19 protein-coding genes are annotated in these 26,033 nt (G+C 43.2%); 2 read left to right on the top strand and 17 right to left on the bottom strand.

What is annotated here, in order from left to right:
• Positions 1–54: 54 nt before the first annotated feature.
• The 14 genes from AQ505_RS12195 to AQ505_RS12135 form a co-directional block, all read right to left on the bottom strand.
• Complete coding sequence (locus AQ505_RS12195; RefSeq protein WP_062548433.1) at positions 55–2,901, bottom strand: contractile injection system tape measure protein; 2,847 nt, start codon at positions 2,899–2,901, stop codon at positions 55–57.
• Complete coding sequence (locus tag AQ505_RS12190) at positions 2,888–5,269, bottom strand: hypothetical protein (protein WP_062548432.1); 2,382 nt, start codon at positions 5,267–5,269, stop codon at positions 2,888–2,890. The genes AQ505_RS12195 and AQ505_RS12190 overlap by 14 nt, the downstream gene beginning before the upstream one ends.
• Positions 5,266–8,919 carry a hypothetical protein gene (locus AQ505_RS12185; protein ID WP_062548431.1) on the bottom strand — a complete coding sequence of 1,218 codons (3,654 nt, stop codon included), beginning with the start codon at positions 8,917–8,919 and terminating at the stop codon, positions 5,266–5,268. Before AQ505_RS12185 ends, AQ505_RS12190 begins: the two co-directional genes overlap by 4 nt.
• 4 nt (positions 8,920–8,923) lie before the next feature.
• On the bottom strand, positions 8,924–9,352 hold the full coding sequence (locus AQ505_RS12180) for a GPW/gp25 family protein (RefSeq protein WP_062548430.1): 429 nt from the start codon (positions 9,350–9,352) through the stop codon (positions 8,924–8,926).
• Between the two features lie 15 nt (positions 9,353–9,367).
• Positions 9,368–9,667 carry a PAAR domain-containing protein gene (locus AQ505_RS12175; RefSeq protein ID WP_062548429.1) on the bottom strand — a complete coding sequence of 100 codons (300 nt, stop codon included), beginning with the start codon at positions 9,665–9,667 and terminating at the stop codon, positions 9,368–9,370.
• Positions 9,668–9,682: 15 nt separating this feature from the next.
• Positions 9,683–11,485, bottom strand: a complete 1,803-nt coding sequence (gene vgrG, locus AQ505_RS12170; RefSeq protein WP_062548428.1) for a type VI secretion system tip protein VgrG — start codon at positions 11,483–11,485, stop codon at positions 9,683–9,685.
• Complete coding sequence (locus tag AQ505_RS12165; RefSeq protein ID WP_197286369.1) at positions 11,485–12,159, bottom strand: CIS tube protein; 675 nt, start codon at positions 12,157–12,159, stop codon at positions 11,485–11,487. The genes vgrG and AQ505_RS12165 overlap by 1 nt, the downstream gene beginning before the upstream one ends.
• Before the next feature lie 10 nt (positions 12,160–12,169).
• On the bottom strand, positions 12,170–12,340 hold the full coding sequence (locus AQ505_RS26365) for a DUF5908 family protein (protein ID WP_157262333.1): 171 nt from the start codon (positions 12,338–12,340) through the stop codon (positions 12,170–12,172).
• 5 nt (positions 12,341–12,345) lie between these two features.
• Complete coding sequence (locus tag AQ505_RS12160) at positions 12,346–12,813, bottom strand: phage tail protein (protein ID WP_062548427.1); 468 nt, start codon at positions 12,811–12,813, stop codon at positions 12,346–12,348.
• The gene (locus AQ505_RS12155) at positions 12,803–13,267 is read right to left on the bottom strand and encodes a phage tail protein (protein WP_062548426.1); all 465 of its coding nucleotides are present in this window, start codon (positions 13,265–13,267) and stop codon (positions 12,803–12,805) included. Before AQ505_RS12155 ends, AQ505_RS12160 begins: the two co-directional genes overlap by 11 nt.
• Positions 13,268–13,303: 36 nt before the next feature.
• The gene (locus tag AQ505_RS12150) at positions 13,304–14,884 is read right to left on the bottom strand and encodes a phage tail sheath family protein (RefSeq protein ID WP_197286368.1); all 1,581 of its coding nucleotides are present in this window, start codon (positions 14,882–14,884) and stop codon (positions 13,304–13,306) included.
• Positions 14,885–14,909: 25 nt separating this feature from the next.
• Complete coding sequence (locus AQ505_RS12145) at positions 14,910–15,734, bottom strand: hypothetical protein (protein WP_062548425.1); 825 nt, start codon at positions 15,732–15,734, stop codon at positions 14,910–14,912.
• Entirely contained in the window at positions 15,731–16,300 is a 570-nt protein-coding gene (locus tag AQ505_RS12140; RefSeq protein WP_062548424.1) for a DUF4255 domain-containing protein, read from the bottom strand. Before AQ505_RS12140 ends, AQ505_RS12145 begins: the two co-directional genes overlap by 4 nt.
• 167 nt (positions 16,301–16,467) lie before the next feature.
• Positions 16,468–17,358: a helix-turn-helix transcriptional regulator gene (locus AQ505_RS12135; RefSeq protein ID WP_062548423.1), complete on the bottom strand. Its 891-nt coding sequence runs from the start codon at positions 17,356–17,358 to the stop codon at positions 16,468–16,470.
• A gap of 443 nt (positions 17,359–17,801) precedes the next feature.
• On the opposite strand from AQ505_RS12135, the gene AQ505_RS12130 reads away from it, so the two are divergent.
• Both AQ505_RS12130 and AQ505_RS12125 read left to right on the top strand, forming a co-directional pair.
• Positions 17,802–18,020, top strand: a complete 219-nt coding sequence (locus tag AQ505_RS12130) for a hypothetical protein (protein ID WP_062548422.1) — start codon at positions 17,802–17,804, stop codon at positions 18,018–18,020.
• Positions 18,021–18,037: 17 nt separating this feature from the next.
• Positions 18,038–18,784: a DUF3667 domain-containing protein gene (locus tag AQ505_RS12125; RefSeq protein WP_062548421.1), complete on the top strand. Its 747-nt coding sequence runs from the start codon at positions 18,038–18,040 to the stop codon at positions 18,782–18,784.
• Between the two features lie 109 nt (positions 18,785–18,893).
• Here the strand turns inward: AQ505_RS12125 and AQ505_RS12120 are convergent, their stop codons facing one another.
• Genes AQ505_RS12120 through AQ505_RS12110 form a run of 3 tightly spaced genes read right to left on the bottom strand, consistent with a single transcriptional unit; the run spans position 18,894 to position 26,030 of the window.
• Positions 18,894–21,581 carry a M14 family zinc carboxypeptidase gene (locus AQ505_RS12120; protein WP_062548420.1) on the bottom strand — a complete coding sequence of 896 codons (2,688 nt, stop codon included), beginning with the start codon at positions 21,579–21,581 and terminating at the stop codon, positions 18,894–18,896.
• 16 nt (positions 21,582–21,597) lie between these two features.
• Positions 21,598–22,935, bottom strand: a complete 1,338-nt coding sequence (locus tag AQ505_RS12115) for a RagB/SusD family nutrient uptake outer membrane protein (protein WP_082461808.1) — start codon at positions 22,933–22,935, stop codon at positions 21,598–21,600.
• Between the two features lie 20 nt (positions 22,936–22,955).
• Positions 22,956–26,030 carry a SusC/RagA family TonB-linked outer membrane protein gene (locus AQ505_RS12110; RefSeq protein WP_062548418.1) on the bottom strand — a complete coding sequence of 1,025 codons (3,075 nt, stop codon included), beginning with the start codon at positions 26,028–26,030 and terminating at the stop codon, positions 22,956–22,958.
• Positions 26,031–26,033: the final 3 nt, after the last annotated feature.

The raw sequence follows: 26,033 nt of genomic DNA, 5'->3' as shown, positions 1-26,033 counted from the left end.
TAATTCATTAATTGGATTGATTTAGATTTTTTTAGGTGTTCCTGATTTTTAATACTAATAAGGCCAGTGTACATGAACTGGTTTATCCATCCATGGATGCCTGATGATGGAGAACGAAAATGGCGATCTATTGATCAAGAGGTCGTAAGCCCGCTTATCAACGGTCAATTCCCAGCGGTCTTCTTTCTCTGTCAGCAAGCCATCTCTAACCAGCCAGTTTCCCCTAAAACCATCCATAGAACACTTTCCAATGGATGGCCAATGAGCGATTACTGCTTGAAACAGTCCTTCTATAAGCAATTGATCCTCAGCAGAAAGACTAACTCCATCCTTTACAGGCTGTGATAAAGAGATCCCGCAAAGCAATTTGTTTAGCGGCAAAAAAGATTCTTCCGTATGACTTTGTCCGGTGACTAAAAACTGCAGGTAATGCACCGCAGCCAATTGACTTTCCTGATTGCAGAAAGCCATTTTTTCATCCAGGAGGTTGAGGCGCCTTAAAAGCATCACCATATAACTATTGAGTAAAACCAACCCTGCATTTCTAATACTTATGGGTTCATTGATCCGGTTATTATTTTGCTCCGCAGCGGCTGGTGATTTCGTAACCACTGGTTTTGACTGGGAACTTTTATCGGACTGTACTGCTGAACGACCCTGAATGCTTGAACGTTCCTGGACAGCGGAACGATCCTGAGCCCACAGGGATTTAAAAGTCAATTGCATTACTGGCGGCAACATGGACTGATGCGCATGCATTCGCCTAAGAAATTCTGACTTAGTTACCCCTCGTTTACTGCAGATCTCCCAAATGAGTTCATTCCAGATATTTTCAGCTGTGATCAGTTTCCAATTTCCGGAAGTCCAGGCCTTGACCACTTTTTTGAACAGCAAGTACTGCAGGTCAGCCGCAGAAACCTTGCTCATGGAAACGAATTCCAAGCCCTGGTAGAATTGCACCAAAACAAACATCATTGATTGCTGGGCTGGATACTGGCTGCCGATCATTGTCGACAATCCCTCAAAGCTGATCATCTTCTGAAGCCATACCAATTGCGTGTCGACAATGAGCTCCTTCTTTACAAAGTCAAGAAACTGTTCCGGCCGGTTCTTTAGATCGGCTAACCATGCTTTAGAGGCTTGTGTTTCCACTTCCGATCGGGTATCGGCTTTGCTGCTCCAGGCCCGGCCAGTGGAAAAATCCAGGGCGGTGTATGTCTTACCTGTAATTGCTAGTGGAAGGAGCAATTCAAGGCTGCGCTGATAGGGTCTTGCTTTTAAAGCTTCCATAAATGCTTTGGGTTGAAGTATGATGTAATTTTCTAATTTATTTTTCAGGAGCTCAAAGCCTTTGCGATCTTTAATCCCTTCTTTTATCTGCAAATGAAACAATTCCATTAATTGCTGCAAGTGTTTCTTAAACTGTAAACCTGGCATCCTGGAAATTTCCATCCTAAAAACACTAACCAGCGTCTGATAAAGTGTGGTATGGCGCAGCGTTTTTAGTGAGGTTGGAACTTCGACCACCAATAGCTGATCCAACAAGACCATTGCAGAATGCTGTTTATTTTCCGCTAAAACCGTAATCAGTGCATGAAGAAAAGCCGTTTCATTGAAAGACTCATTCTTATGTTCCAATAAAAACATCAGGCCGCTACACCAAAGCTGATTGCGGTCCGACTCCTCTTTTACCCTGCCCAGTAATCGGTTTAAAAAAAGTATACTTTCTGTTAAAATCACCGACCTGCTGTCATTAACTGCAGTAAATATTATCCTCAAACTATGGTACGACAGGTCTTTGATCAGGGGTAGCCAAAACTCAGCATTATTTTCAAACGCAACTATTAGCTGTTTGAAACGTACTTTGTCTCTTTTCGAAAGTACAGTCACCAAGTCGTTAAATCTTGTCCTATTTCCTGCTGTCCTTCTCAGGCTTTGATTCAGAAAGAGTATTTTCAATCCCAGCCAATGGTCTTCTTCTACTTCCACACTGACCCTCTTTTTTTGAGCCAGCTTATTCTCTTTGGAGAGTAGCTGCAGGGTAAGGATAAAATCAGGCTGCATACTCAGACTGCTGCTGAGTTTTGCCACAGAAAGCTCAATCAGCTCAAAAAGTTGATCGTATTGCATATTGTAATGCGCAGCCATCTGCACAATACTGCTTTTCATGAATTGAATTCTGTTAAAAACAGTCCCACGCTCAGTTAACAGGTAATTCAAGACCCAGAACCACACGTTTTTCTTAAAATCTGTAGTGCTACTGGCCTGTACTACCCTTTCCTTTTGCTGGATTTTGGTCAGCTCATTTGAAAACAGAATGATTTGTCCACCTACATTGGGCTCCATGCCCATAATAATGCTAACCATATTCGGTTCGCTAAACTGCCAGGCCATTCTCCTCCTCAGTAATTCTGCACTTAAACCTGCTTCTTTTAACATGGCCAGCAGCTCTTCCTGGTTATTTTGCAGTTGTAGGGTCAGGATCTGATTCAGGGAACCATCATTGGTCTGATGATTCCATGGCAATACACCATTTCTCAAAAAATACCGGATCAGCTGTACATGGGATCTTTTTTCATCCAGAATCTCAATATCACTTCCGTATTGATGTGGGTAGAGCATGAGGGAAATGAGTTTCTCGTTCAACTGCTGACGAAGTTTAACGGCCAATTCCGTTTCTAGATGGTCAAAATCGATGTTTCCCAGGTCTAATTCCAGCGACTGGATTCTCCAGGTTTGCGCTGCTGGACAAAACTTATCGAAAACAGCACTCAATTCTTGTTGCAGGTGGAAGTCACTCCAATCGCTTAACCGATCTTGAAGTGCTGGTCCATGGGCCTTACTATCAAAAACGGTATCCCAGGTTAACTTGGAAATGAGATGCTGGTTAGTTTGAGGCATGACTATTTTGATAAATTTGATGAATTACGCTGAGAAGATCGGAAGCGTAAGGCAAGGCCTGTCCCTCCGCCCATTCTCCTTTATCATAAACCAGTCCATTGTGCCATTCCGCATAAGCAATTATCAGGATTTCCAGCAGACTGCTATTTAAAAAATACCAGTCATAAGATACCTGTACCGGCATTGTTTGCTGCATAAAAAAGTTGAGTCGCTCCACAAATGCTGCGGTATTCAGCGGCACAATAAATGCAGGAAAAATCAAGATCACCTGTGGCATTCCTGGAGGGATCTCAGTGCCAAAAAACAGCATACCAGTTTCAATCAGCAGTAGTCCTTTGCGTTCCATGATCATCCACATCGCTAGCTTCAGATCGGCAGCACTCGCTGCACGATCATAATGGTTGGCGATGAAATCACGGTAAACGGTTTTTAAACCAAAAAGTAGGCTTAACTTCAGTTCCACTGCGGAGTAATTGATAAAATCAACTGCAGTCAGCTCTTCCATACGGTCTACTTTCCCCGAATTAAATATAAAGTCATTCGTATTTCCACCCATAATCTGGCGTTCAAAATTAAGAGGAACATCAGATAGGAAATCCGCTACCTTCTTTGCACTGACATAGTTATAAGCCTTTTGCCTGAAATATGAAAGCAAGCCTAAATTTTGGAGGTAAAGACTCTTAAAAATCACCTGATCTTTTAAACTTTCTCCCGCATAATAAGCACCATGAATAATGGTATCGATCAATAAGGGTGATTCTCCGTGGCGGGCCAGCAAATGATTCAGCATCTCGTTCCTCCTCACCAGATTGGTCGGCTCTTCTTCCATGATGTCCATTAACCCTTTGATGTAGGCATTATATGGGTCTTTTTTATAGGCTAACCAGCTGTTGTATGCTAATTCTTTTTCGGTTTCAGCATCAAGACTAAAACTGTAAATCTCATTGTCTTTGAGCAATGGCCTGATGTGAGGAACTGAATACAGTGACTGATAAAAATAGCTCACTGAAAAGGCAAGATATGGAACCGGGTATTCTGAAGGGATATGCTCCAGCCGGCTTTTTGTCTCATAAAAAAAAGATGCATCAGAGGGTGTCCCGCTGCTGGCATTTTTAAAAGAAAACAAGGTTCCCAAATTCGCCAGCTGGGAAAATTGATTGGCCAATACCTGATCAAATAAAGTTAAATAGCCTTTAAGCTGACGCGATTGTGCAATTTGAAAATCTGTAGCACCATCCACGATCGCGTCTTCCCCTACTGCAAAGATCTCCGGAAAAGTATGCTGAATAGAATAATAAGAATTGATATCCCGGAATTTACCTATAGGTACGCTGGTACGGACATTCGGAGAAGTTCCAAAGATCAGTCCCGGATCTCCAGGCGGTGTTCTCCCGGCTGAAAGCGATCGCAGATGAGCAGTAACCACCAACCTTTTATCTTTGCAATAAATCTCCAGTCCCGCTTGTAATGAAGCTACCCAATCAATCCTCAGCAACTGAGTACTACCAGTCTGAATCTCCTGCGCTGCAGGATGCTGATCAAACACCAGATGACTGACCTGCTTCAGCCCAGCGACATTCAACATCAGCTGCTGCAGTTTAATCAATTGCAGCTGGTCTTTCTTTTCCCCCAATGCTGAATTAGGAATCCAGCCGCATTGCAGTAATGGACCATTAAAAATCTCATCCGCCTGCATACCATGACGCTCTAATACATCGTAGCCCACAGGAACTACCTGAGGAAATATCGCCTGCTGAACCTGCTGCTGCAGTTGAATAAGAATCTCGTTTAGTGCTGTTTCCTCCTGAATTTCTATTCTGCCAGCGATGGTATACCAATCATCATCCAGACAAAGAGGTATCAGAAACCGCTCGCCCAGATTTCTCCATTTATTCAGGTAAACATAGGCCGCAGCACAAAGTGTTTTCCTCTCTTCCAGAGTCAATGAAGGATATGGCTGTAAATAAACCTGGTAAACGCCATTTCCGCTGCCAAAAGGACAAGGGATAGGAATTATTACCGCATTGGATACCCCTATTAACCCATCAATAAGACATTTTCGATAATCAGCTATGCTGAGCGGTGTACTGGTAAGGATTTCTTCTGGTAGATAAAACTGATCTTTCAATTCCAGATTTCCATCTGCTCCGGTTAAAATATCAGCCACAGGAAAATCATTACAATAGCCCAATTCAGTTAGCGCATAACAGACCTGCTCCAGAATCGTTACTCCAGGATCAACGTTATTCAAATTGCTCCATTCATGCCCGCTATGCAGCTGAATATAAGCCAGCCCCTTATCTTTGAGTGCGCGGTAGTCCTGATTGAGCGGCAGTGGCTGATCAATAATCACATTTGTTATACTCATATTGCTGAGGGATAAAGGCTGATCTCGTGAATCAAATTTGAAATAAACAAAGTAGATTTTCGCAGTGGCTTTACCATCGAGGTCAATACAGTGGTTTCTGCTGCCGCTGTGATCATTTCTGGATGATACATCCAACTTTTAAAAAACACAGTTTCTACGGCTGCTACTCCCGCTATAGTTTTGATAAAAGCTGCAACAGCTGTATCATCTATGTCCTGGTAGATCGACACCTGTAAGCCAGGGTCGTTAATCCATGGAGAGAGGTAAATATTCAGTGCCTGAATCAGTCGCTGCTGAACAGATAAAAATTCATATCCTTTTTGAATCCGGATACTTGCAACCACAGCTACCGCCTGAAAATCTGGATTTTTGACCTGAAGCACCGAAAAAGCAGAAGTCCTCTTTTGTAAATATAATTTCAGCTGTGCTTCTTCATAAATGCTCACCATTGGAAGGAAAGCATGGGGCGATTTCCAGTGATCCACCGCCTTTACTACATATATATTAATGGTCTGCTGAAGGGCGTCGAAAACAACAGCTGCATCATAGATATCATTAAATTCCTGTTTCATCAGCGTCACATAATCTGCTGCTGTAACCGCTCTGTCTTTTGTTTTCAGACGATTACTGACCCTCCTATTCATCGCTGCCGCATCTTCAGATACCTGAGTTCCAAAAGAAGGAAAAGGCTGCTGAATACTGCTGATCTTCGAAAAGGGCTTTTTTGTCTGCGTAATTGTACCTGCGGCTATATTCAGCTGACTGAGGACTTCAGGGCTACTGGCTGAGCGCTGCACCATAATCCCGTTGGTACTCAATAAAACGGTGGCAGCTACCTGTGAAACATCATTTCCCGCAAGGACTATCCAATAACATCCTTTGGGCATCAGCTCACTTTCTAAAGTGATGTTTGCCGGAACATTCAAAGTCACAATTCCTGATGAACTAAGGTGATGGGTGCCATCTGCCAGCACCATCAGCGGAGCCCAGCCATCGGTACCTAAATAATAGTACTCCAGCTGAGGAGTTACAGTGCTGCTGCTGGCATATTTCCTCGCCAGCTCAAAATAAATATTGAAACTGCTCGCAGGAATCAGGCTATCCACAGACAGGTATAAGAATCCATCATAGTTAAAGGATGCGTATAAAGGAATGCCCGACAACTCCAGCGCTGAACCCTCCAAATCACCCATGGTCTCTTTTTGTACCAGAGGCTGATTCGCCTGATCATAAACCGTATAATTTGTAAAAGGAGTATATAAAAAAACCTGGATCGGATAAGTGTCAATACTAGGCTCCAGCCCACTTTCGGGATTAAATACATACTGAGCTGAAGCCTGATAAGCTACACTAAGGCTTTGTAATTTGGGGGTAAAAGGTAATTGTGCCGCATCAGCAAAAGGCTGATCCTGTTTATTGTAAAGTATCTGCGAATTATAAAGGGTAACGGCCGCTACCACATTCGGGTAAATTACGGCACCAAAACCATAATCGATCCCCTTTAACTCCATTCTCAGGAATCCCGCAGTACTGGTTTCCGTAAATTTCATAGGCTGATTTTGCAGTGCCGGATCGCATGCACTTAGCGGAATCGCAGTGGTTGCATAGCTGCTGAAACTGCTCAGCCCTTGGTCATCCGTACCATAAAGCAAATTAGCACCGGTAGAAGAATCGTTGCTGTCAAATACAACAGGCTGCCAATTCTTTTCATCCAGTATCTGAAAGTCGGCCATAAAGCAGGAATTATTATAAGGCCCTTCAGTTGCAGTGCTGGGCGGCGTTTTCTTTTTACCGAAGGTTTTCTTCCACCAGCAGGAATCTGGTGTTTTCTGAAACTTCAACTGATCGTTCAGGTATAAATTATAAGCCTGATAATAGGTACTGAAATCTGGAGGTATGGGCAGCACAGCCCAGTTCAGCTGCATCTGGAATGAAGTTACAGGTTTGCTAAAAATCTCGTTACTGCCCAGGATAAAATTACTGCCATAAGCAGGACTGGGACCAAATGGCGAAAAGCTCACTTTAGTGCTCAATGCCCCATAATCGTTATAGAGCTGGAAGGTTTCCATCTCGGCAACATCAACATCTATTTTCAGTGCCTGCAATATCGGAACGGAGACTTTTGCTCCGGTAACCTGATGGAATACCAATTTTAACATCGGCCAGGAACTGTTAACCGCATCAGGATTGACGAGAAAAGATTCAATTGCGGGATCTGTATGGGCTAAGGTAATGGTAAAAATGATGGGGTTAGGCACGGTATCTTCTTCCAGTTTAAAATCTGGACTGACCTCCAGCCAATCCTTCTGCGTACTGAGGTAACATTGTGCCGCAGACAGCATGTTCAGATCCATTTCACCAGTATAACTCATGGAGATCGTCAGCGTTCTCGTTCCTTCTCTCAGCAGCAGCATAGGTGAAGCAAATGCAATACCCAGCGACTGTTGAGCAGCAGGATCGGGTTCATGACTGCCCAGGGTATCCCAGCTCAACACCTTCCCCTCCTCATCTTTTTCCAATACGCCAGGATTGGCGATGGTTTGCAACTGAAGAATGGAAAGCGCATTGGAAGCTGGCACTCTTGATAAGGTTTGGGCCATAGGAATAACCGCTGGATTCAGAACCACCTCCTCCGTACTCGCAAATACAATGGGATTCTTTTCCGGATCAGTCCCTGCATCAAATAAGGTGCCTTCTGGCAGGCTAAAAACAGCATCGCTACTGTTCAAAACAGCCACTAAAAAAGCGCAGTCTGCCACAGCCTTACGTTCGCGCTGCTTCAAAATATCCTTATAGTAAAATCGAAGATGTGCCTCGGAGATGCCATTCAGCTGCGCCTGCTGAACCTTTAACAGTTCAATAAACGTACGCAGTAAGGTAGTATCAGGGAAACTGCTTTTTAGTTTAATCAAACGTCCATATTCCGTATTGGCCTGCCTGATGATGACCTGCAAAAAGTTAAATAAAGCTTCAGCGATATGCGTTAAGGCCTTAAAAATGGCGACAAGAGAATTCTGTTTGATGGAGCGGGATAAACCCAGAAGCTCCCAATAAGGACCGCCATATAAGCCTTCATTCCAGATTCTTGCCTCATAACCGAAAAATTTATCAGCCACTAAAGGATCCAAAGGAAGCAACCCTGCAATCAGTTCAGTACTGAGCAGTTCCTCCCTCAAAGAAAAGATGGCTTGCAGTTCATTGGCAAAAGTAGCCCTGATCTGCGTAGCCAGGTATGTTTTTAAGGGATAATCCACCACAGATTGCTCCATGTAGTGATACCATGCTCTGATCTTCAGAAAAATACCAATCAGCTGATCAAAAAGCTGGTTAAAAGAATTCGATAAATCCTCATTTTTCTGGTCTGCGGCTAAAAGGCGTTCCAGTTTATGACAGGTATTTAAGTATAGGGTATAAAGTTTGGTGTAGCTCGTTCCAGAAATGGCAGCCATTAAAAAAACAGGATCTTTTAGAAGGAAAGGCTCCCAGTTGCCATTCAAGGAATTAGTCTGGTCGTAAAAATTAATCAAGCCCGCAAATTCTGACAGAAAACGCAGCCAGTCTTGCTCCGTTCGCCCATCGATCAGAGAAGCCCCTGGTGCCAGAGACTCATATACCGAATGTAATATGCTATGCTGATTTACGAACTTCATATCCTCAGATTAAATTGGTTCCTTCATTGATATAAAAAGGAAACACATAATTGTGCCTGGTATTCGTTTGATTGTACATATAACCCAGTAAAATTTCTATCACCCCGCCTCTTACATCTCTGAACTGAACATCTACGTCTGTCACCGTAATTCGGGGTTCATTATACAGCAATGCGTAACTCACCGCTTCGGCAATCTCTCCTTTGAGCGTTTCATCCATTTTTTTAAAAAGGAATTGCTGTAATCCTCCTCCAAAGCCTCCTTCCATGCAACGTTCTCCATGCCTGGTCTGCAGGATAATATCAATGGACTCTTTGATATTTTCTTCGTAGGCACTGATGTTCAGCTGATGATTTCCAACCGAAAAGGTGACTGGAAAAGACCATCCTGATCCTAGAAAATGACGGTCTATTTTATTGATTTCTTTTTCCATGTTATTTTCGATGAATTAACCGCCGATCATTACATTCAATGCACCGATCATGATGGACCCGCCGTGGGCGGTTTGATCGCCCATTCTTGCAGCAGGCATTCCACCAATCAGTACCGTTGCGGAACCCATTACAATGCTGTCAGGTGGTCCTACGCAGGTCAGCATGTCGCCTACTCTTGCTGCAGGAAGTCCGCCAATCAATACAGTAGGCAAACCCGGCCCAATAACTGGTCCCCCAACATGAGGGATAGGCACTGGCCCCGGATTCACCATCGGGCAAATATGAAAATCAGTTAATCTGGCTGCTGCTGGCATCGCTCCTTATTTAAATTAGTTGATCATAATCATTGCACTTTTCAGGCTCAGTTCCATCCCACTTTTGATCTGAACGGTCATCGATCCCTCGGCCGAAAACTGGCTTTCAGCTTCCTGTTTAATATTGATACCAGTGAGGCTTACATCTCCGGCAGCAGCCTGAATCAAGACACCTTGTGTACCGCTTAGGTTGATCTTTTGGTCGGCATGGATATTGATATTTTTCGGGCTGTTCATTGTAATTCCCTCTGCCGACAGCTCAATGCTGTTTGAATGTTCATCTTTAATCGTAATTTTTTTATCCTGATCACTAAAGATCATCGTGTTTTTATCTGGCGTTTCGATGGTCAGCACCTTTTTCTCATCGTCAAATTCAATACTAAGGTTTGACTTGGAGACAATGGCCTTGATGGAATTTTTTTCGTTGGGTTGGAGACCTTGATATGGTTTCCGCTTTGGATTGCTGTACATGCTCCCAAGGATGACCGGATTACGCGGATCTTCGTTTAAAAATCCAAGTACCACTTCATCTCCCACTTCGGGCAAAAAAAATGCACCGGCACCACTGGTCGAATAAAAATTGGCAAGTCTGGCCCAGATTCCCTGTCCAGTCTGGTCAAACAGCGGCACATCTACCAAAATCCTGTATTGTGATTCCGGATCATCGTAGATCTTTTTAACTGTTCCGTTAAATAAACCGCGTACCCCCGGCAGCATCCCTGAAGCAGCCGGAGCCATTACATCAGGTTCTTCCATAAACCAAAGCGGCGACATTCCAATAGAAATCTCGGTAATCCAATTTCCCTCAGACAGCTCCTGGTTTACCCCAGAAATCAGGTAATTACCATTAAATCTGCTGCCAAGACCATTCAGAGTAATGTATTTACCCGGATCTACCAAACTCGTACCCTGAAACTTAGCTTCTCCTTGTATCTTTGCATACTCCGTTTTGAGCATCTGTGCCTTGGCCCAATTAGCCAGTTCTTCTGCTGCTACAGGGGCTGTGGTCTGAATTTGATATTCCCGCAAGCCCAAAACTTCAGCTAATGTTTTCGAAGAAATATTTCCAGGGCCAGCATAGTTATTTGGTGCTGTAGCACTGGCTACCATCTGGTTTTTATAATCCCATGAACTCGATTTCACACTTTCCAGCTGTGTCACCGCATTCATGTCTGCCCTGAACTCTATCAATCCACTGCCATAACCGATGGTCATTACGGGATCTGGTTTCGCTCCAGGCTCAAAGACGGAAACCTTCCCATTCAGGGTGGTCACAATCAAGCCGTTCATTTCTGAAAGCGACAGTATAAAATCCCAGTCTGTTACATAAAATTGCACTTGCTCCGGCCATACCGTAGTCGTTTCACTGACCTCGGCAGATAATCCAATGTAACTGTTGATGATGGAAGAAATGACTTCACTGTCTTTTTTTTGAGAAAAAGTAAGGCTCTTTCTACCCACTATCATTTTTATGGCCTCGTCCCGGCATTCTACTTCCAATGCGGAACCGATAATATTGTCGATCTGAATGGACTGTCGGGTAATGATCCCTTTAAAAAGTACAGTATTGGCCGAGTCATACCCAGCCTCAATGCTGATGACGTTGCCAGGAACAAAAAACGAAGAAGAACTCGCTTCAAATGTTCCGGTATTTGGTTCCCCATCCAGGATCATGATCCTGGCAGAGGAAATGCGGTTTACTTTTTTCTCTATGTGGACAGAGAGCACGCTCAGTTCGTCTGGAATCGTATTTCCCGCCACTTTTATGGTATAGGTGGCTAAACTGCCGTTCGCGCTATTGCTGGATGATGATGGCATTATACTTTAGGAATTATAGGTGGAAAAATCAGTTTTTCGACTCCCTTTAAGTTTCGAAACTTATTGAGGTCATTGTAACGTGCAGCCTGGATATAATAATTTTCTTCATTCCAGATCTTTTCACACAACTCTGGTAAAGTGAGCCCCTCTACAACGCTCACAAGATGACTGATATCCGGGGATTCATCCTGGTCTTGTATTTTTACCGTCTGCGGAGCGATATACTGTCCGAATCCAAGGGAAATCTTTGCCCTTAGCGGACTTCCATCCGGACGAAACAAGGTGTAGGAAATATCAAAAGAGGTCAGCACACCATTAAACACCAAATCCTTACCCCATTGCACCTTCACAAAATTAGGGCGGTGAATTGTGCCATTATAGGTAAAAATAATCTGTTCTAAAGTGCTGATCTCTTTCGCCATATTGATCCGCTTCGGATCAACAATTCCGGTACAGTCGATCACCACATCAAAGCTCAGCTTATCGCTTGGTGTACTCTTATAGCGCTGTGAAGGAGCACTCGAATCCGGTGCCTGCTGCTGATTGTACTCAATGCTGCGCTGCCATTTAATCGACTCAGGATTAAGCATCATCAGGTATGGAGCTCCAGGAAAACGTTTGGTAAATTGTTCATCCGTATAACCGGTAATCTTCATTGGTTCCAGGCTTCCCATTTGTTCCTATTTATCGTTTGTAACTCGTTTTTTTAGTTCGCTCTGCAATGATCTTCCGGCATTCCTCCATAATCTGTTTCTTCAACTGCCTAAGGTCTTCTTCCTTAATACCAGACAGATAATTCCGGTCACCTACAGATATTTCCGTTTTGATAATGAGTTCTCTGATTTCAATAGCCATAAGCATTAATCATATAGGTTAGAAACATTTGTACTTTCTGAGATATCAAAATAAGTGTAGGCCAATTCCATGGATTCAATGACGATCGCATTCTCCTGTGATTTCAAATCTGACACCGAATATTTAATCGGATAAGCCTTATGAAAGGTCCACATCACCAGAATGTCGCCACTGGCATCCAGCAGGCTCAGCGAAACATCGTTTGTCTGAATGGCCGAGCCCAGTCCGCCATCAATACAGGTGATACACCAATCTACCAGATCGGAACCGCCCGGAACCAAGGCCCTTTTGAGCACCAGGTTCTGACTGGAGGAAGTGGTGGGGAGCCTGTATTTAAACCGGTTTTCCCCACCAGAAACGACTTCTTCAATCCCAAGTTCTTTAGAAAGTCCGGATACCTCCTGAAAGGCAGCATCATCTCCCTTTAAAGACAGCATGAAATAAAATCCTAATGGATAATTATTACTTGCCATTGGTAATTGTTAATTGTTCATGTGCGATTTCAAGCGTATCAATTGCCACTTCATTTCCTTCAGATTTCAGATCGGTACTGCTAATTTTTGTTGGCCAGGCATTGTCTAGCTGCCATTGCATGGTCACATTACCGCCTTCATCCAACAATTTAATCAGTACCGTTCTTCTTTTGATCAGGTTCATCTTAATCTCTGCATGCCAGTCCCAGAAGACATTATCATTCACAAAAATGCCCCTTTTCATGGTCACGTTACCATATTTCACCAAGCCTGGCATTTTCTCCGGAGAGAAAAGCGGGCTATTGCTTTTACGGTATTCTATCACCTGATTTTCGACATCCATTCCAGATACTTCCTGAAATCCTACGCCTTTTAATTCTGTTCCAAGGTCCACTTCAAATCTGAATTTGGGCATGGGCCATGTTGCGCCTTGTGCGCTTCCATCATCTGCCATAATATTGTTTTTTAAAAATTATAATAAATACATCTGTTAACTTGAAACTGGCATTTCCTGCTGGAAAGTAAGCACGATAAACTCCGCCGGACGGACTACAGCAACTTTAACCGTCACATTCATAAAACCATCCAGAATATCATCAGAAGTCATGGTCGTTCCTAAACCACATTCTACGGAAAAAGCATCTGCAGCCGATGCCCCCTGAAGCCCGCCTTCTTTCCAGATGGTATTCAGAAAACTACTGATCATCGCCTTTACCGCTTCCCAGGTGTTCTTTACATTGGGTTGAAAAACATACGATTGTGAAGCTAGCTTACAGGATTGCTCAATCATGATCATGGTTCTCCTCACGGAGATGTACCTCCAGTCCTGACTGTTGCCATCTAGCGTTCTGGCCCCCCATACCAGGATTCCAATGCCGTTAAAAAACCGGATCGCATTGATCGATTTACCTGAAACCGGATCTACGTTGAGGTTTCCCTGCTGGCTTTCTGATAAATTGATCGGAAGTGAAACTGCACTAACAATAGAGGTATTGGCTGGGGCCTGCCACACTCCTTCCTGATCGTCTACCGTGGTCATCACACCTGCCATCCCAGAACTTGCAGGAAGCACATTCGCTTCTGCCAGCACGTTTTTAATGATGGTCGCGTAAACCTTACTGGCATTAATCAATGCGTTGTTGTATTGTGATACCGTTAAAGGGGCTCCCGGAGGGTTTTCAATATTGTGTAAGATGGTAGCTGCGGTTGGATTGGGATTAGATGGTGGATTGAGCAACGGATCCAGCGGCTGAACATCTCCTCCAAAAAGATTTGTGTAATTCATATCCGTACTCTCCATAATTGTCGTCCCAATAAAAGGATAATAAGCCGTTCCATAGTCCAATCCCTGTTGACCAGTAGCCTCTCTGAAGGCATCGATGTCGTCAGAATAAGTTAAAGGATTAGGATTCCGCCCACCAATCAAATCAAAAACACAAATTGCCGTCTGCATAGTCTGGCTTTGCTCCAGCATGCTCTTCATCAATGTTGAGTTTTCTGAAGGGGAAAGCAGGGTTGCTTCAGGGCAAATGTACATCGTTGGCTCCTGCTCATTCAGCAGCAATGCGAGTCCACTCTGCAGCTGTGACAACATGACATTGGGGTTAATAATCTGCTCTCCAACGCCAATTGACTGTCCGGACGGCCGCCCGTAAGTTCCTACCGAAACAATGTAAGCTTCTCCTCCTCCGTTCTGATAAAACAGTTGAATGCTATTGTACATGTAATAAATAGTATTGGGATCTGGTAGGATAGAATAAAAGGAATTGTTGATGATCATATACCCGCTGTCTACCGGCTGACTTTTCTGCTGTACCAGGTAATACTCCGGATTATATTGAATTGCCGGACTTGCTGGAGGTGCAGGGTTCGGGTAACAGTAAATGGACTGGAATTCGGCAAAGGATGTAATCCGATGTGCCACATTGACATACGATTTCCCATTGTATACCGCCTGGGGAGTGTAACCTATAAACGCCGGAACAGCAGTAGCCACAGAGACTACGCTATTGGGGAAGGCATTTTGTTCGTTGATGTAAACACCGGGTGACTTAATGTTTGATTCAATCATGACTTATTTTTTAGCTGTTATTGGTTTATAAATAAACATACATTGGGGAAGAAATGTATTCCTTCTTTTTATCCATTCCTTTTCCTATCCATTCGGGAGTAGGCGTTGGAAGTCCTTTAATGACGACCTGTGGCCTGACATTGCTGCTGCCGCTTGCCGGACGATTGATCAGATCAAATTTGTGTATAGGTACTTCCTTCAAGGGAATCAGGCTACTCCCTGAAGAGAACAGTAAGGCAGTCTCTCCTGCAGCAGTAACCACCTGATCAGGCCCTAGAAAATCAATCTGTTCTTTCCCTGAAATACCTGGGTCATCTAGTGAAACAGCACTTCTGTTGATGACAAAATACTGCCATTGCGTAGCTCTTGACTGGTATTGGATCCTAAAGTTGGCAAATCCCGCTGGGCCACTGAATTTCAGGATATCTGCAAAACGAAGGGTTACTTTCCCCATGCACAGGGTTCCGGCATGACTTGACAACTGTTGACTCAACAGGACCTGATCATCATCGATTACAGTAATAATACTGCTATCGTACAGCAGCTGACCCACCCAGTTAGTCGGCAGTTCAGTGAAAAAATTAAAGTCGGGATCATTGGTTCTGATCTCAAAACAAAAAGCATCCTGTCCGGTGGCGTTTTCAATATAGTTCAGCAGCTGTTCTGTGCTCTGACTTCCATTTGTATAAAAGCCAATTCCATTGATCTGCCTCCTGATGAGAAAACGAAACCTTTCCATCAGGCGCAATGTTTCTGAAGCAGCATTAAACTCCAGACAACGACAAATATCCTTTTGAAAATAAGTATGGAACACGTCCAACTGGAAAAGGCGCTGATATGCCGCTATCATTGTGTGACCTGATTAACCATTGTAGAAACTGAAGTTGCAAATCCATCCGATTCGAAACCTTGAATCGTCAACAGCCTCATTTTATAGACCACAGATGGCTGATATTTAGCACCCATTGCGGTCCAAAGACTATGCATCTGCTGATAAGTAAGTTTTTCAATATCAAATTCCAACTTATCCAGGCCAATTGGAAATGCGGAAGAGTTATTGACGGATAAAGAAGTATTCACCTGGAAAAATAGAATCACTGCGTTCAAAAATTTCAAGCTTTCACTGTAATCATCAAAATTAGCACTCATAAGAATATCCAAATTGAACCTTTCTGCAGGGTTTATATTTACGAAGCTGCCATTACTTACTGGATGATTTCTGATGTGATACGCTTTTGCAGTTTCTCTTTCGATATTGATCAGGGAGACAATGATTTTATTCTGGTTGAGCATTGGCACCTGACCATTGCTATCAATTACCTTGTTCATCACCACTTTGGATTCATCCAAAGCAAAGCGGTTTATCAGAAACTGATCCAGTGCATCACTCGTAAATTTCAGTGCCCTATTAATCATATCAAAATCTTTTACCTGAATATTTCAGCTCATTTAAAAGGGATAAAACCTTGTTGAGCAGCTGCTCTAAAATTAGACAGCAGCTTTTAAAGAAAAGAAACTGCAACATCTACCATTCATGCACATCCACTGCAATGCGCAAGAAATTGCGTAGACAAATCGTAGACTCAGACAACTGTCAATTTTTGCTGGTCCAAATTTCTGAGATAACTCCTCAGATCCTGCTCTCTGGTCAAAGACATTTTCTTTTTAAGCCTGTACTTATGGGTGCGTACACTTTCCTGATTGATTCCCAGTAAATTTTTGATGTCGTCATTGCTCATATTCATTTTCAGATAACAGCAATACTTTAGGTCAATGGAAGTTAAAGAAGGATAGTTGCTGGTCAACTCTAATAAGAAACCTGGATTCATCTCTTCAAAATAGAGCTTAAAATCATCCCATAGCTTATGATCATTAGCTGATATTTTGATGGAATTCACAATAGAAATGAGCTCCCCCCGTGTTTGATCATCTACATTTGGATATAGCTCTCCTATTCGTTCTTTAACCTTTAAAAGCACTTCTACTTTCTGATCTAGTTCCATTACATATCTGCTCAGATTCCTGGTATGGTCGGGTCCAGTGGCAATAATAGCGGCGGCAGCAAAGCTCATCGGCGGTTCTGTTGCTTTCTGTGCTTTCGTCATCAATAAAATAGAGTTTATTCTTGAACTCAGGTAGAAGCTCTGATGAATGTATTCCAATTGACAGGTAAAGACACTATTATTTTGATCCCAGCCCAGATTTTCATTTTCAAATCGATTGCTAAGACAAAGGATAGGAATAAGTGGCGCCGCAGTTAAAGGTCGAATTTCGTTAAGTACCTGCTGATTGTTTCGAAAACATAAAATAATCAGGTCTGGTTTCAATGTATGGAGTAAATCTGTTAAACCCGAAGCCATGGTCGCAGAAATTATCTGATAAGCAAAGACAGTCGTTTCCTTTAGTTGGTCCATTAATGCCAATAGATTTAAGGCATCATCATAGCCAACAACAACTAGCTTCTGTATTAACATATTGTATATAATTTTAGGGAGCAATTAACACCAATAGTAATTATTTAGTATTTACAGAATTAAAGAGTCATTTAGGCTGTTTTTACAACTACTGGTTATAATCAAATGTCTACAAAGAAACCGTACAGAAAGCACGTATTAATACCCATATTTATAAATGAGGTATTTTTACCTGAACCTTTTCGCAAAATAGCTCGCCATATCCTCCTCCTTATCATCCGGTCTAATTAAATAAGCTGATATAATCTATTCACCACATCACAAGCGATGCAACCATATTGCAATGGCTTAATCACAAATTTAAACTTTAGTGTAGTATTTGAGCATATTTTTATATTATCTTTACGAGAAATAAGTTTTTGCATAACCAGAGGAAAGCTGAACAAAATTTAAGCGCTATCAGAGATGGACTGTAAAACCATTACATTTCTTAAAAAAAGAGTATGAAAGACAATAAAGATCTAGGGTCCCCAGTATTTTGGATTATTGCAGTTATTCTAGGAGTAACTATATTTAAACAATTTGATTTTGAAAACTTCCAGTTTAAAAATCCGGCCTTAGGGATTATTTATACCCTAACGTTTATCTTTTCCATCTACGTCATCATCAAAGGGAGAAAAAAAAGCCATAAGGAAGACCAACCGAAAAAACCAATTCTCTAAATTTATCCAGCAATCTAATGGAGCATAATTGCTTAAACTGTCACCTTCAGGCAATTGATAATTATTGTCACAATTGCGGACAAAAATCAAGTGTACACCGATACTCTATTAAACACTTTTTAGCCCATGATTTTGTGCATGGGGTTTGGCACGTCGACAAAGGAATGCTCTTTACCTTAAAAGAACTTTTCACAAGACCTGGCCACAGCATTCGGGAATTTATTCAGGGAAAAAGAGCCAACTACTTTAGCTTCGTCACACTGATACTTTTAATTTTAACCGCATCAAGCCTTTTAGAACCTTACGTTCACCTCAAATTAGCTGACTTAATGCCCGAATTCAATAAATCAGCGATGAATTCATTTGAGCGCTTTGCAACAAAATACCCAAAAGTATTGGTCGTGGTCACCATCCCGATTAACTCATTATTTAGTTTCCTCTGGTTTAGAAAAGCAAAGCTAAATTATTCAGAAAATTTGGTTTTAAACTCCTATAAAGCTGCTGCAGAATTAACCATCGCCTTAGTTTTCACTATCTTCGCCATCTTCTATACCCAAACTAAAACACTTGCATTTCTTTACTTTTCTATCGTCACACCATCCTTATATATTTACGGAATTTGGTTTTACTTTCAATTTTATTCGGCCTATGGCTATAGTAAGAAAGCATTAGTTTTCAGAAGCATCTTAGTGATTTTGTCTTATTCTATATTCCAGGCAGTTCTGGGTGCTGTTTGGGGAATGACACAAAAACTAATGCATTAATTGTCTTTCATAATTTAAAAATCAGTTCCGTATGCCTAACAACTCAGGCATACGAAACTGATCCAATTTCAACCATCTGCCGTTTAAGCAGTGCTTATGCTCCGCCGGCTTATCTATAGCCTCCGTTTAATAAATTACCGAAGAATATTGAGTTAAGGAACAGGCGTCCTGTACCTAACCAATAACCCCTGTAAGTAGGATCATCGGCAAATAAAATCACCTCTCCTCTACCAATTCCTGTAGCGATAATCGCTGCAGAATTAGCTACTTTTTCAATATTAGATTTGGAAGAATAACCGTTCACGAAAGGCTTAGAAGCATACTGTGCTACAGTTGCATATTTATTTTCGCTTGGCAGCAATAACGTAGCACCATTTTTATTGATGAACAGCTTGCGCGAAGTAAGCCCAAAAGCTATCGGATGCGTAATATCAAGGTCAGCTAAGAAGATCGCCCCATTGATTCTTTTCGAACCTTCTACCTCTTCCTGATTCGCATAATCCAGTCTGTCTTTAGATCCTCTCCCAGCTTTAGCTGCAAGCACTCCAGCTCCCGAAGATGCAGCTACAGGGCCTTTTGATTTAGGCTCTTCCACAGCTTTTGGAGTCGCAGCTGCCGGTGCTGCTGGTCCCTCACCTCTCCTTGCGAAATTATCCGTTTCTGAAAGCTTTTCCCTTACGATACCCTGGTTTACTGCCCAGGCTGTTCCTGTTTGGAAAGTGATCAGCGTTCCTCCTTCAGTTACCCAGTTCTTGATCTTATCGATGGTGGCCTTGTCCCAATCACTATAATTACCGCCTGGCAGTACCAACACGTTATAGCGGTTCAATGGTGCTCTGGCAAAACTTTGAAGATCCAGCTTAGTAACCGGCAGGTCTAACTGCTGATTCAACAGGAACCAGACCTGACCAGCTTCAGAAGAAGATACCCCCTGACCAAAAGCCAGCGCCACTTCAGGTTTGCGCACCGATTTAATGTTGCTGCTGCCTAAATCTATACCTTCCGCACTAAAACCAGTTGCAGCCGAATTAATCTCAATATTAGTAGAACGAGCTACATTGTTCAACACCGCATACAAAGAATCCGGAGAAAGCGTTTGCCCTACTACCGGAATCACCAGAGATCCGGGCAGGTATGAATTTTTTCCTGATCCAGCCGTTGTTGCGAAAGATTTAAAGGCCGTCTTCACCAACACATTTTGCAGCTGGAGCTGATACAATGCTTTTGTAAAGTTATAATCAGAAGAATTGATCAAATAAGCATAAGCAGAACGATCGCCATTTAACCTGCCAGTTTCCGCAGCTACATTTTTCATTGCTGCACCCTTAGAAAAAGCACCATTTACTTTTGCATATTTCAATCCGTAAGCCTGAATGATACTCCATCCGGTATTGTCGTAAAAGATGCTGTCCTTTAAGGTATTCTCCTCAAAGATAGAGTGAACAATTAAAAAGTTGGGCTGGGCAGAAGGAACAATATAGCTTTTTCCTTTCTCAAATATTTTACCCTCCTGACTGATTTTATCACCCAGTTCATAGACCTCCACATGGTGCTGTAAAAGCAAGCCAAGGAATTTCTGAGTTAGGTTCACATCATTTTGATCGCCAAATACAAATGCTTTGGCTGGATTCTTTTGTCCCTGGTCCAATGCATATTTGAAGAAGTCCTTCTGTACTTTAAAAAGCCCAGTTTTCTCTGCTACCGCGCCCCTGATCGTAGAGAAACTCGTGGCCAGGTGGTTTCGGATGGTGAAAGCAAAAGTTAATGGCCCATTGCTTGATTCCTGTAAGATCCCTCTTGAACTCGCCTGCTCAAAAGTGGCGGCTACGGAACCAAAAAACTTAGGATAAGTAGAACCATAAATCGGCGATAAGTTGTCATAATTCTCTTTCGTAAAATAAAGCGATCCGATATCATCCAGTGCTTTTGCATGGTATTTGGCCAGATTTACCTGAAACTCATACAAAAACTGTGGGATCACCGGGCTCTCATGACGTTTCGGTGAAGGCTCAAAATAATAGGAGGCATTCGTTCCCTGCTCATGAAAATCTATCTGCACATTCGGATACCATTTATGGAAGAAAGCAAGGCGGTTACGGCTTTCTACCTGTACCAGGTTCAGCCAGTCGCGGTTCAGGTCGGTAAAATAATGGTTGCTCCTTCCATTCGGCCATGCCTCTTGGTGTTCTTTGTCCAGCGGATCGCCTACAGCAGGAAAAGAATGGTAAGAATTATGCCAGTTCGCTGCACGGTCTCTACCATCCGGATTAAGCGCAGGATCAATGAATACCACGGCTTCTTTCAGCCATTTCTGGGTTTCTGCATCATTACTCGCGGCCAGATAGTAAGCCGTAAGTAAGCTTGTTTCTGTGCTGGAAGTCTCATTCCCATGCACCCCGTATCCCAGGTGGATAATCACCGGGGCATTGTTGCTCAATACAGGTTTAGAAGGATCTACCTGAGCCAAGTGCTCCTGTCTGATCTGTTCCAACTTTGCATAATTCGAAGGAGCAGTGATGGTCAGCACCACTTGCTCACGCTGTTCATAAGTCTTTCCAAGACTTTCCAGGTGTACGCGGTCAGATAACTTTTCCAGCTGACGTAAATAGGCCAGCACCTGATCATAGCGCGTATAATAAGTACCGATAGGATAACCTAAAAACTGTTCAGGCGTGGGGATTTTGGGGTCCAATGTGGTAGCCTTAGGAAAAAAATAAGCATTTTGAGCCGATAAAGGCTGGATCCAGATCAAACTGAGCAGGATCAATATTTTAGTAGTATGGAAGAAAAATTTCATGTCTTTTTGCTATAAATTAATACCCTGGGTTTTGTGTCACATCCGGATCTGACTGGATGTCTGAATAAGGAATTGGAAACAGCCAGTAGTTCTTATTGGTGATCCCGAGAACAGTTCCTGCACGCTCAGTTCTGACCAGGTCAAACCAGCGGTGTGCCTCAAAGGCAAACTCAATCCCGTTCTCGTCTTCTATTGCCTGGATCAGCGCTACTTGTGTCGTCGCTGTAGTGACACCCACATCCGCCCTCGCTCTTACTGCATTCAAATCTGCTGCTGCCTCAGGCAGTTTATTCAGCTGTGCCCTTGCTTCCGCACGGATCAGGTAAAGCTCTGCAATACGGATCAGGTAAGCTGGATCTGTGCTGAGCCCAACAGTGTTGTAAAGCACACCATATACGGTAGCTCCAGTACCGGCAATCAATGCTTTTCTGGCACCCCCAACATCAGGATTGTTCAATTTTGCAATCAGACCATCTGAAGGTTTCAATGTAAACTGTCCACCAGAAGAACTGGGATACCAAAGGTTCCAATAGCTGTTCCTGTCATTTGTGGAAAAAGCCAGTTCCAAAACAGACTCTGCTGTTTGAAAAGGCGCTGTGAAAAAGGATTTATAAGGTTTAACCAGCGTATATTTTGTATTGCTGATCACCTGTGTAGCATAAGTTTCTGCCTCTGCCCATTGTTTTCTATACAGGTGCAATCTGGCGCGTAAAGCCCTTGCCGCACTTTTCTGTGCACGATTTCTGGTGGTCGCATCCTCTGGCAGCAACAGCTCCGCCTGTATCAGATCTGCTAGTACCTGATCGTAAGTCTGGTCGAGTGTACTGCGTTTGATGCCTTTCAGCACGGTAAGGTCGGCAGTAGGTTTCAGCTGAAGCTGCACCCCTCCCCATCCTCTGCCTAAATCAAAGTAGGAAAGGGCCCGGATGAAATAGGCTTCCCCTAAGATTTTATTTTTCTCTGCATCCGTCAGCAAAGGATCATTCACCAATGGCACATAAGCGATCACGCTGTTGGCAGAATTGATCGTTCTGTAGAGGTTCTGATAAGCAGAAACAGTGATCACGTTATCCGTAGGTATCGCATTCTGATCCAGCTGCAGGTACTCACTCAGCGTTCCGTTAAAGATGACGTTATCGGTGGTGATCGTTCCTAATGTTGGATAGGAAGAAGAGTAATAGTTCTGCACCCGGTCGTAAGTACCAACAATAGCTGCCCTGGCTGTGCTGACATCAGTGATGGAGCTGGTGCTGGGCAGTGCATAATCCGGCACTTCCTCCAGGAATTTTTTGCAGGAACCTGAGAGCAGCACAAAGGCCACAAGCACTGTATTTCTAAGATATGATGTGTTCATTTTTTTTTGTTTTAAAATCATTAAAAGGTTACGTTTGCGCCAATCTGAATGGTCTTTGGCTGAGGCACAGTAGCCCAGTCGTAGCCTACCGTATTCTGGTTGCTGGACTGTGAGCTGACTTCCGGATCAAGACCCCCGTATTTAGTGAAAGTTAGCAGGTTAGTTCCCTGCACATAAACCCTAACTTTACTGATGCCCACTCTGGTCAGGATATCCTTAGGAAGTGTATAACCCAGGGTCACTGTTTTCAGTCTGATGAAAGATCCATCTTCCAGGTATCGGGAAGAAAGACTGGCTACATTTCCACCATAATTGTTTGCCGCACCACCGTTTTCAGTTGGGTTCCCGCTATAGGTTGTCAATCGCGGAATATCTGTAATGTCACCCGGTTTCTGCCACCTGTCCAGCTGCCTTGGCAGGAAGCCAATATTAGCCTGTGTGCCACCATGCACCATGAAGAAATCATTCATGTTCATGATTTTATTGCCCTGCTGGAAGTAAAAGAAGAAGCTGAAATCAAAGCCCTTATAGCTGAGGTTATTCGTTAAGCCACCTGTAAATTTCGGCAAGGCATTGCCCACAATCTGACGGTCTGCAGAGGTAATTTTTCCATCACCATTCAGGTCTTCATAAACCGCATTTCCGGTTTGCTGATCTACATACAATTGTTTGTACAACTGGAAGGAATTCACTGAATAGCCTTCCCTTAAGATGGAAATGTTTCTTCCTGAAGCCCCCAGACTGATATCCGAAGCCAGTTTTTCAATCTTATTGTTGTTGAAAGAGATATTAAAATTAGTAGTCCACTGAAAAGCATTCGTCTGAACATTCGTAGAATTAATCCCCAATTCAAACCCTTTGTTCCTAACTGCCCCGTAGTTCTGCAAATAAGAAGAGAATCCCGAACGGTAAGGAACAGGAACGTTCAGCAGCAGGTCGTAGGTATATTTATTGTAATAGTCTGCCACAATTTCCAGGCGTTTCTTCAGGATCGTAAATTCTGTGCCTATGTTAAATTGTCTTGTTGTTTCCCAGGTTAGGTTAGGATTGCTCAGCTGTGTAGGCGCAATCCCTGGCTGTTCAAGATAATTCGCTCCGGACGACCATAATCCCTGTGCGGCATAAGAACCTATCCCATTCTGATTCCCCGAAAGTCCTAAACTGGCCCTTAGTTTCAACTCATCAAAAACATTCAGTTTTTTGATAAATTCTTCCTGACTCAATCGCCAGGCTATCCCTCCTGAAGGGAAATAACCCCAGCGTTTGTTAGATCCGAATTTCGAAGAAGCATCAGCGCGGATACTTCCATCAATGGTATATTTTCCATCATAGGTATAACTGGCCTTACTAAAGAAAGACAGCAGGTTCGCTGCGGAACGTGATGCGGAACCAGAACGCGTAGCAGCTACTGATATCGATTTAAGACTGTTTGCAGCAAAGCCCGATCCTGAAGCCGATGTACTCTGGTTTAATACCGTATTGATGGTATTCCCGACCAGCGCATTGATATTATGTTTTTTATCCGCCCCTAAATTCCTCACAAAACTCAATACCTGCTCATTGGTGAGCGCGAGTATTTTGTTCTCACTGGAGGAAGCTGAACCATTGCTGGCGATACCTGCACTAATCAGTGTATTAGAATAACTATTGTCATATTCGCTGGTATTGTCAATACTCCAGCTACTGCGCAGTTTTAATCCTGGCAGGAAAACATACTCGCCAAAGATATTGCCAACCGTTCTCCAGCCCACAGCTTTACTGTCTATGTTGTTGATCAGTGCCAGGTGGTTATCAAAACTTCCATAACGTGCATAAGTACCGTCCGCATTGAAAATTGGCAGATAAGACCTTGGAAAAAGTGCAGAATTGATGACCCCTGTCGGATTGTTGTCACTGCCGCTCAGCTTTCTGTCTGAACGCGTAAAATTAATACTGGTACCCACTTTTAATTTATCAGTCAGGTAGTTATCATAGTTAAATCTCCCGGAATAACGCGTATAATTTGAAGGCTTCACGATAGATTCCTGGTTGAGGTAACCTAAACCAATATAATAGGTGCTTTTATCCGTTCCTCCCAAGGTAGAAAGCTCATAGTTCGAAGTTCTCGCAGTACGAAACAGTCCGCTGATCCTATCATAGGTAGGCAGATTTGAGGGATCAGGGAAAGGCAGTACCAATGATGAAGGGTCCTGGCCATTATCAATGGCCGTATTTATTCTGGATTCGTTGGTCAGCAAGGCGACTTCCGGTCCGGTAGCTACTTTAAATTTATCTACAGCAGTAGACCATCCCTGAATGGTATTCAGGTTGATGGCTGCTTTGGTATTTCTTTTGCCTCGCTTGGTGGTCACGATAACGACCCCATTTGCCCCTAAAGAGCCATAAATTGCCGTTGCATTGGCATCTTTCAGGATCTGGATATCCTCGATATCCGAAGGATTCAAATCGGCCATTGGATTAGAGGCGGCCTGATTTCCCAGTCCGGCATTAATCGGATCATTGTTGTTTACAAATACACCATCGATGATATACAAGGGATCCACAGAGGCGTTGATGGAGTTATTTCCACGTACGCGGAAAGTGATCCCTCCACCAGGAACCCCTGAGTTCGTAGTCACCTGTACACCGGCAGTTTTTCCTTGCAGCAGCTGATTAAAACCACCTGAAGGTTGATTCTGTACGACCGAGCCGCTCACACTGCTGATGGCACCGGCAATGTATTTCCGCTCCTGGATACTATAACCGGTCACCACCAATTCGTTCAATTGATTCAGTGTTTCCTCCAGCTTGATCGTCACGGGACTGCCGTTAACGGTCAGTGTTTTTTGGTCGTAGCCGATAAAACTAACCACCAGTATATAAGGAAAACTCTGGCCGGTTACAAAGCTGAATTTACCGTCTGAATCAGTGGATACAGTATGAGTCGTTCCTCTGATTTTGACTACTGCACCAGGCAGCGGTTGATTTGTTCCTGCATCCAGCACTATACCGTTGAGATGAGATTTGATCGTAGGGTTTACCTCTTGTGCGCTGGCCATGGCAGTCCAGAAAACACACAAAATGAGGTAGAACCCTTTTTTGTAAAGATTTTTCATTGT

The sequence above is a fragment of the Pedobacter sp. PACM 27299 genome (assembly GCF_001412655.1).
Lineage (GTDB): Bacteria > Bacteroidota > Bacteroidia > Sphingobacteriales > Sphingobacteriaceae > Pedobacter.
The sequence above is the reverse complement of the archived record's forward strand: the minus strand, read 5'-3'. Positions and strand labels throughout refer to the sequence as shown.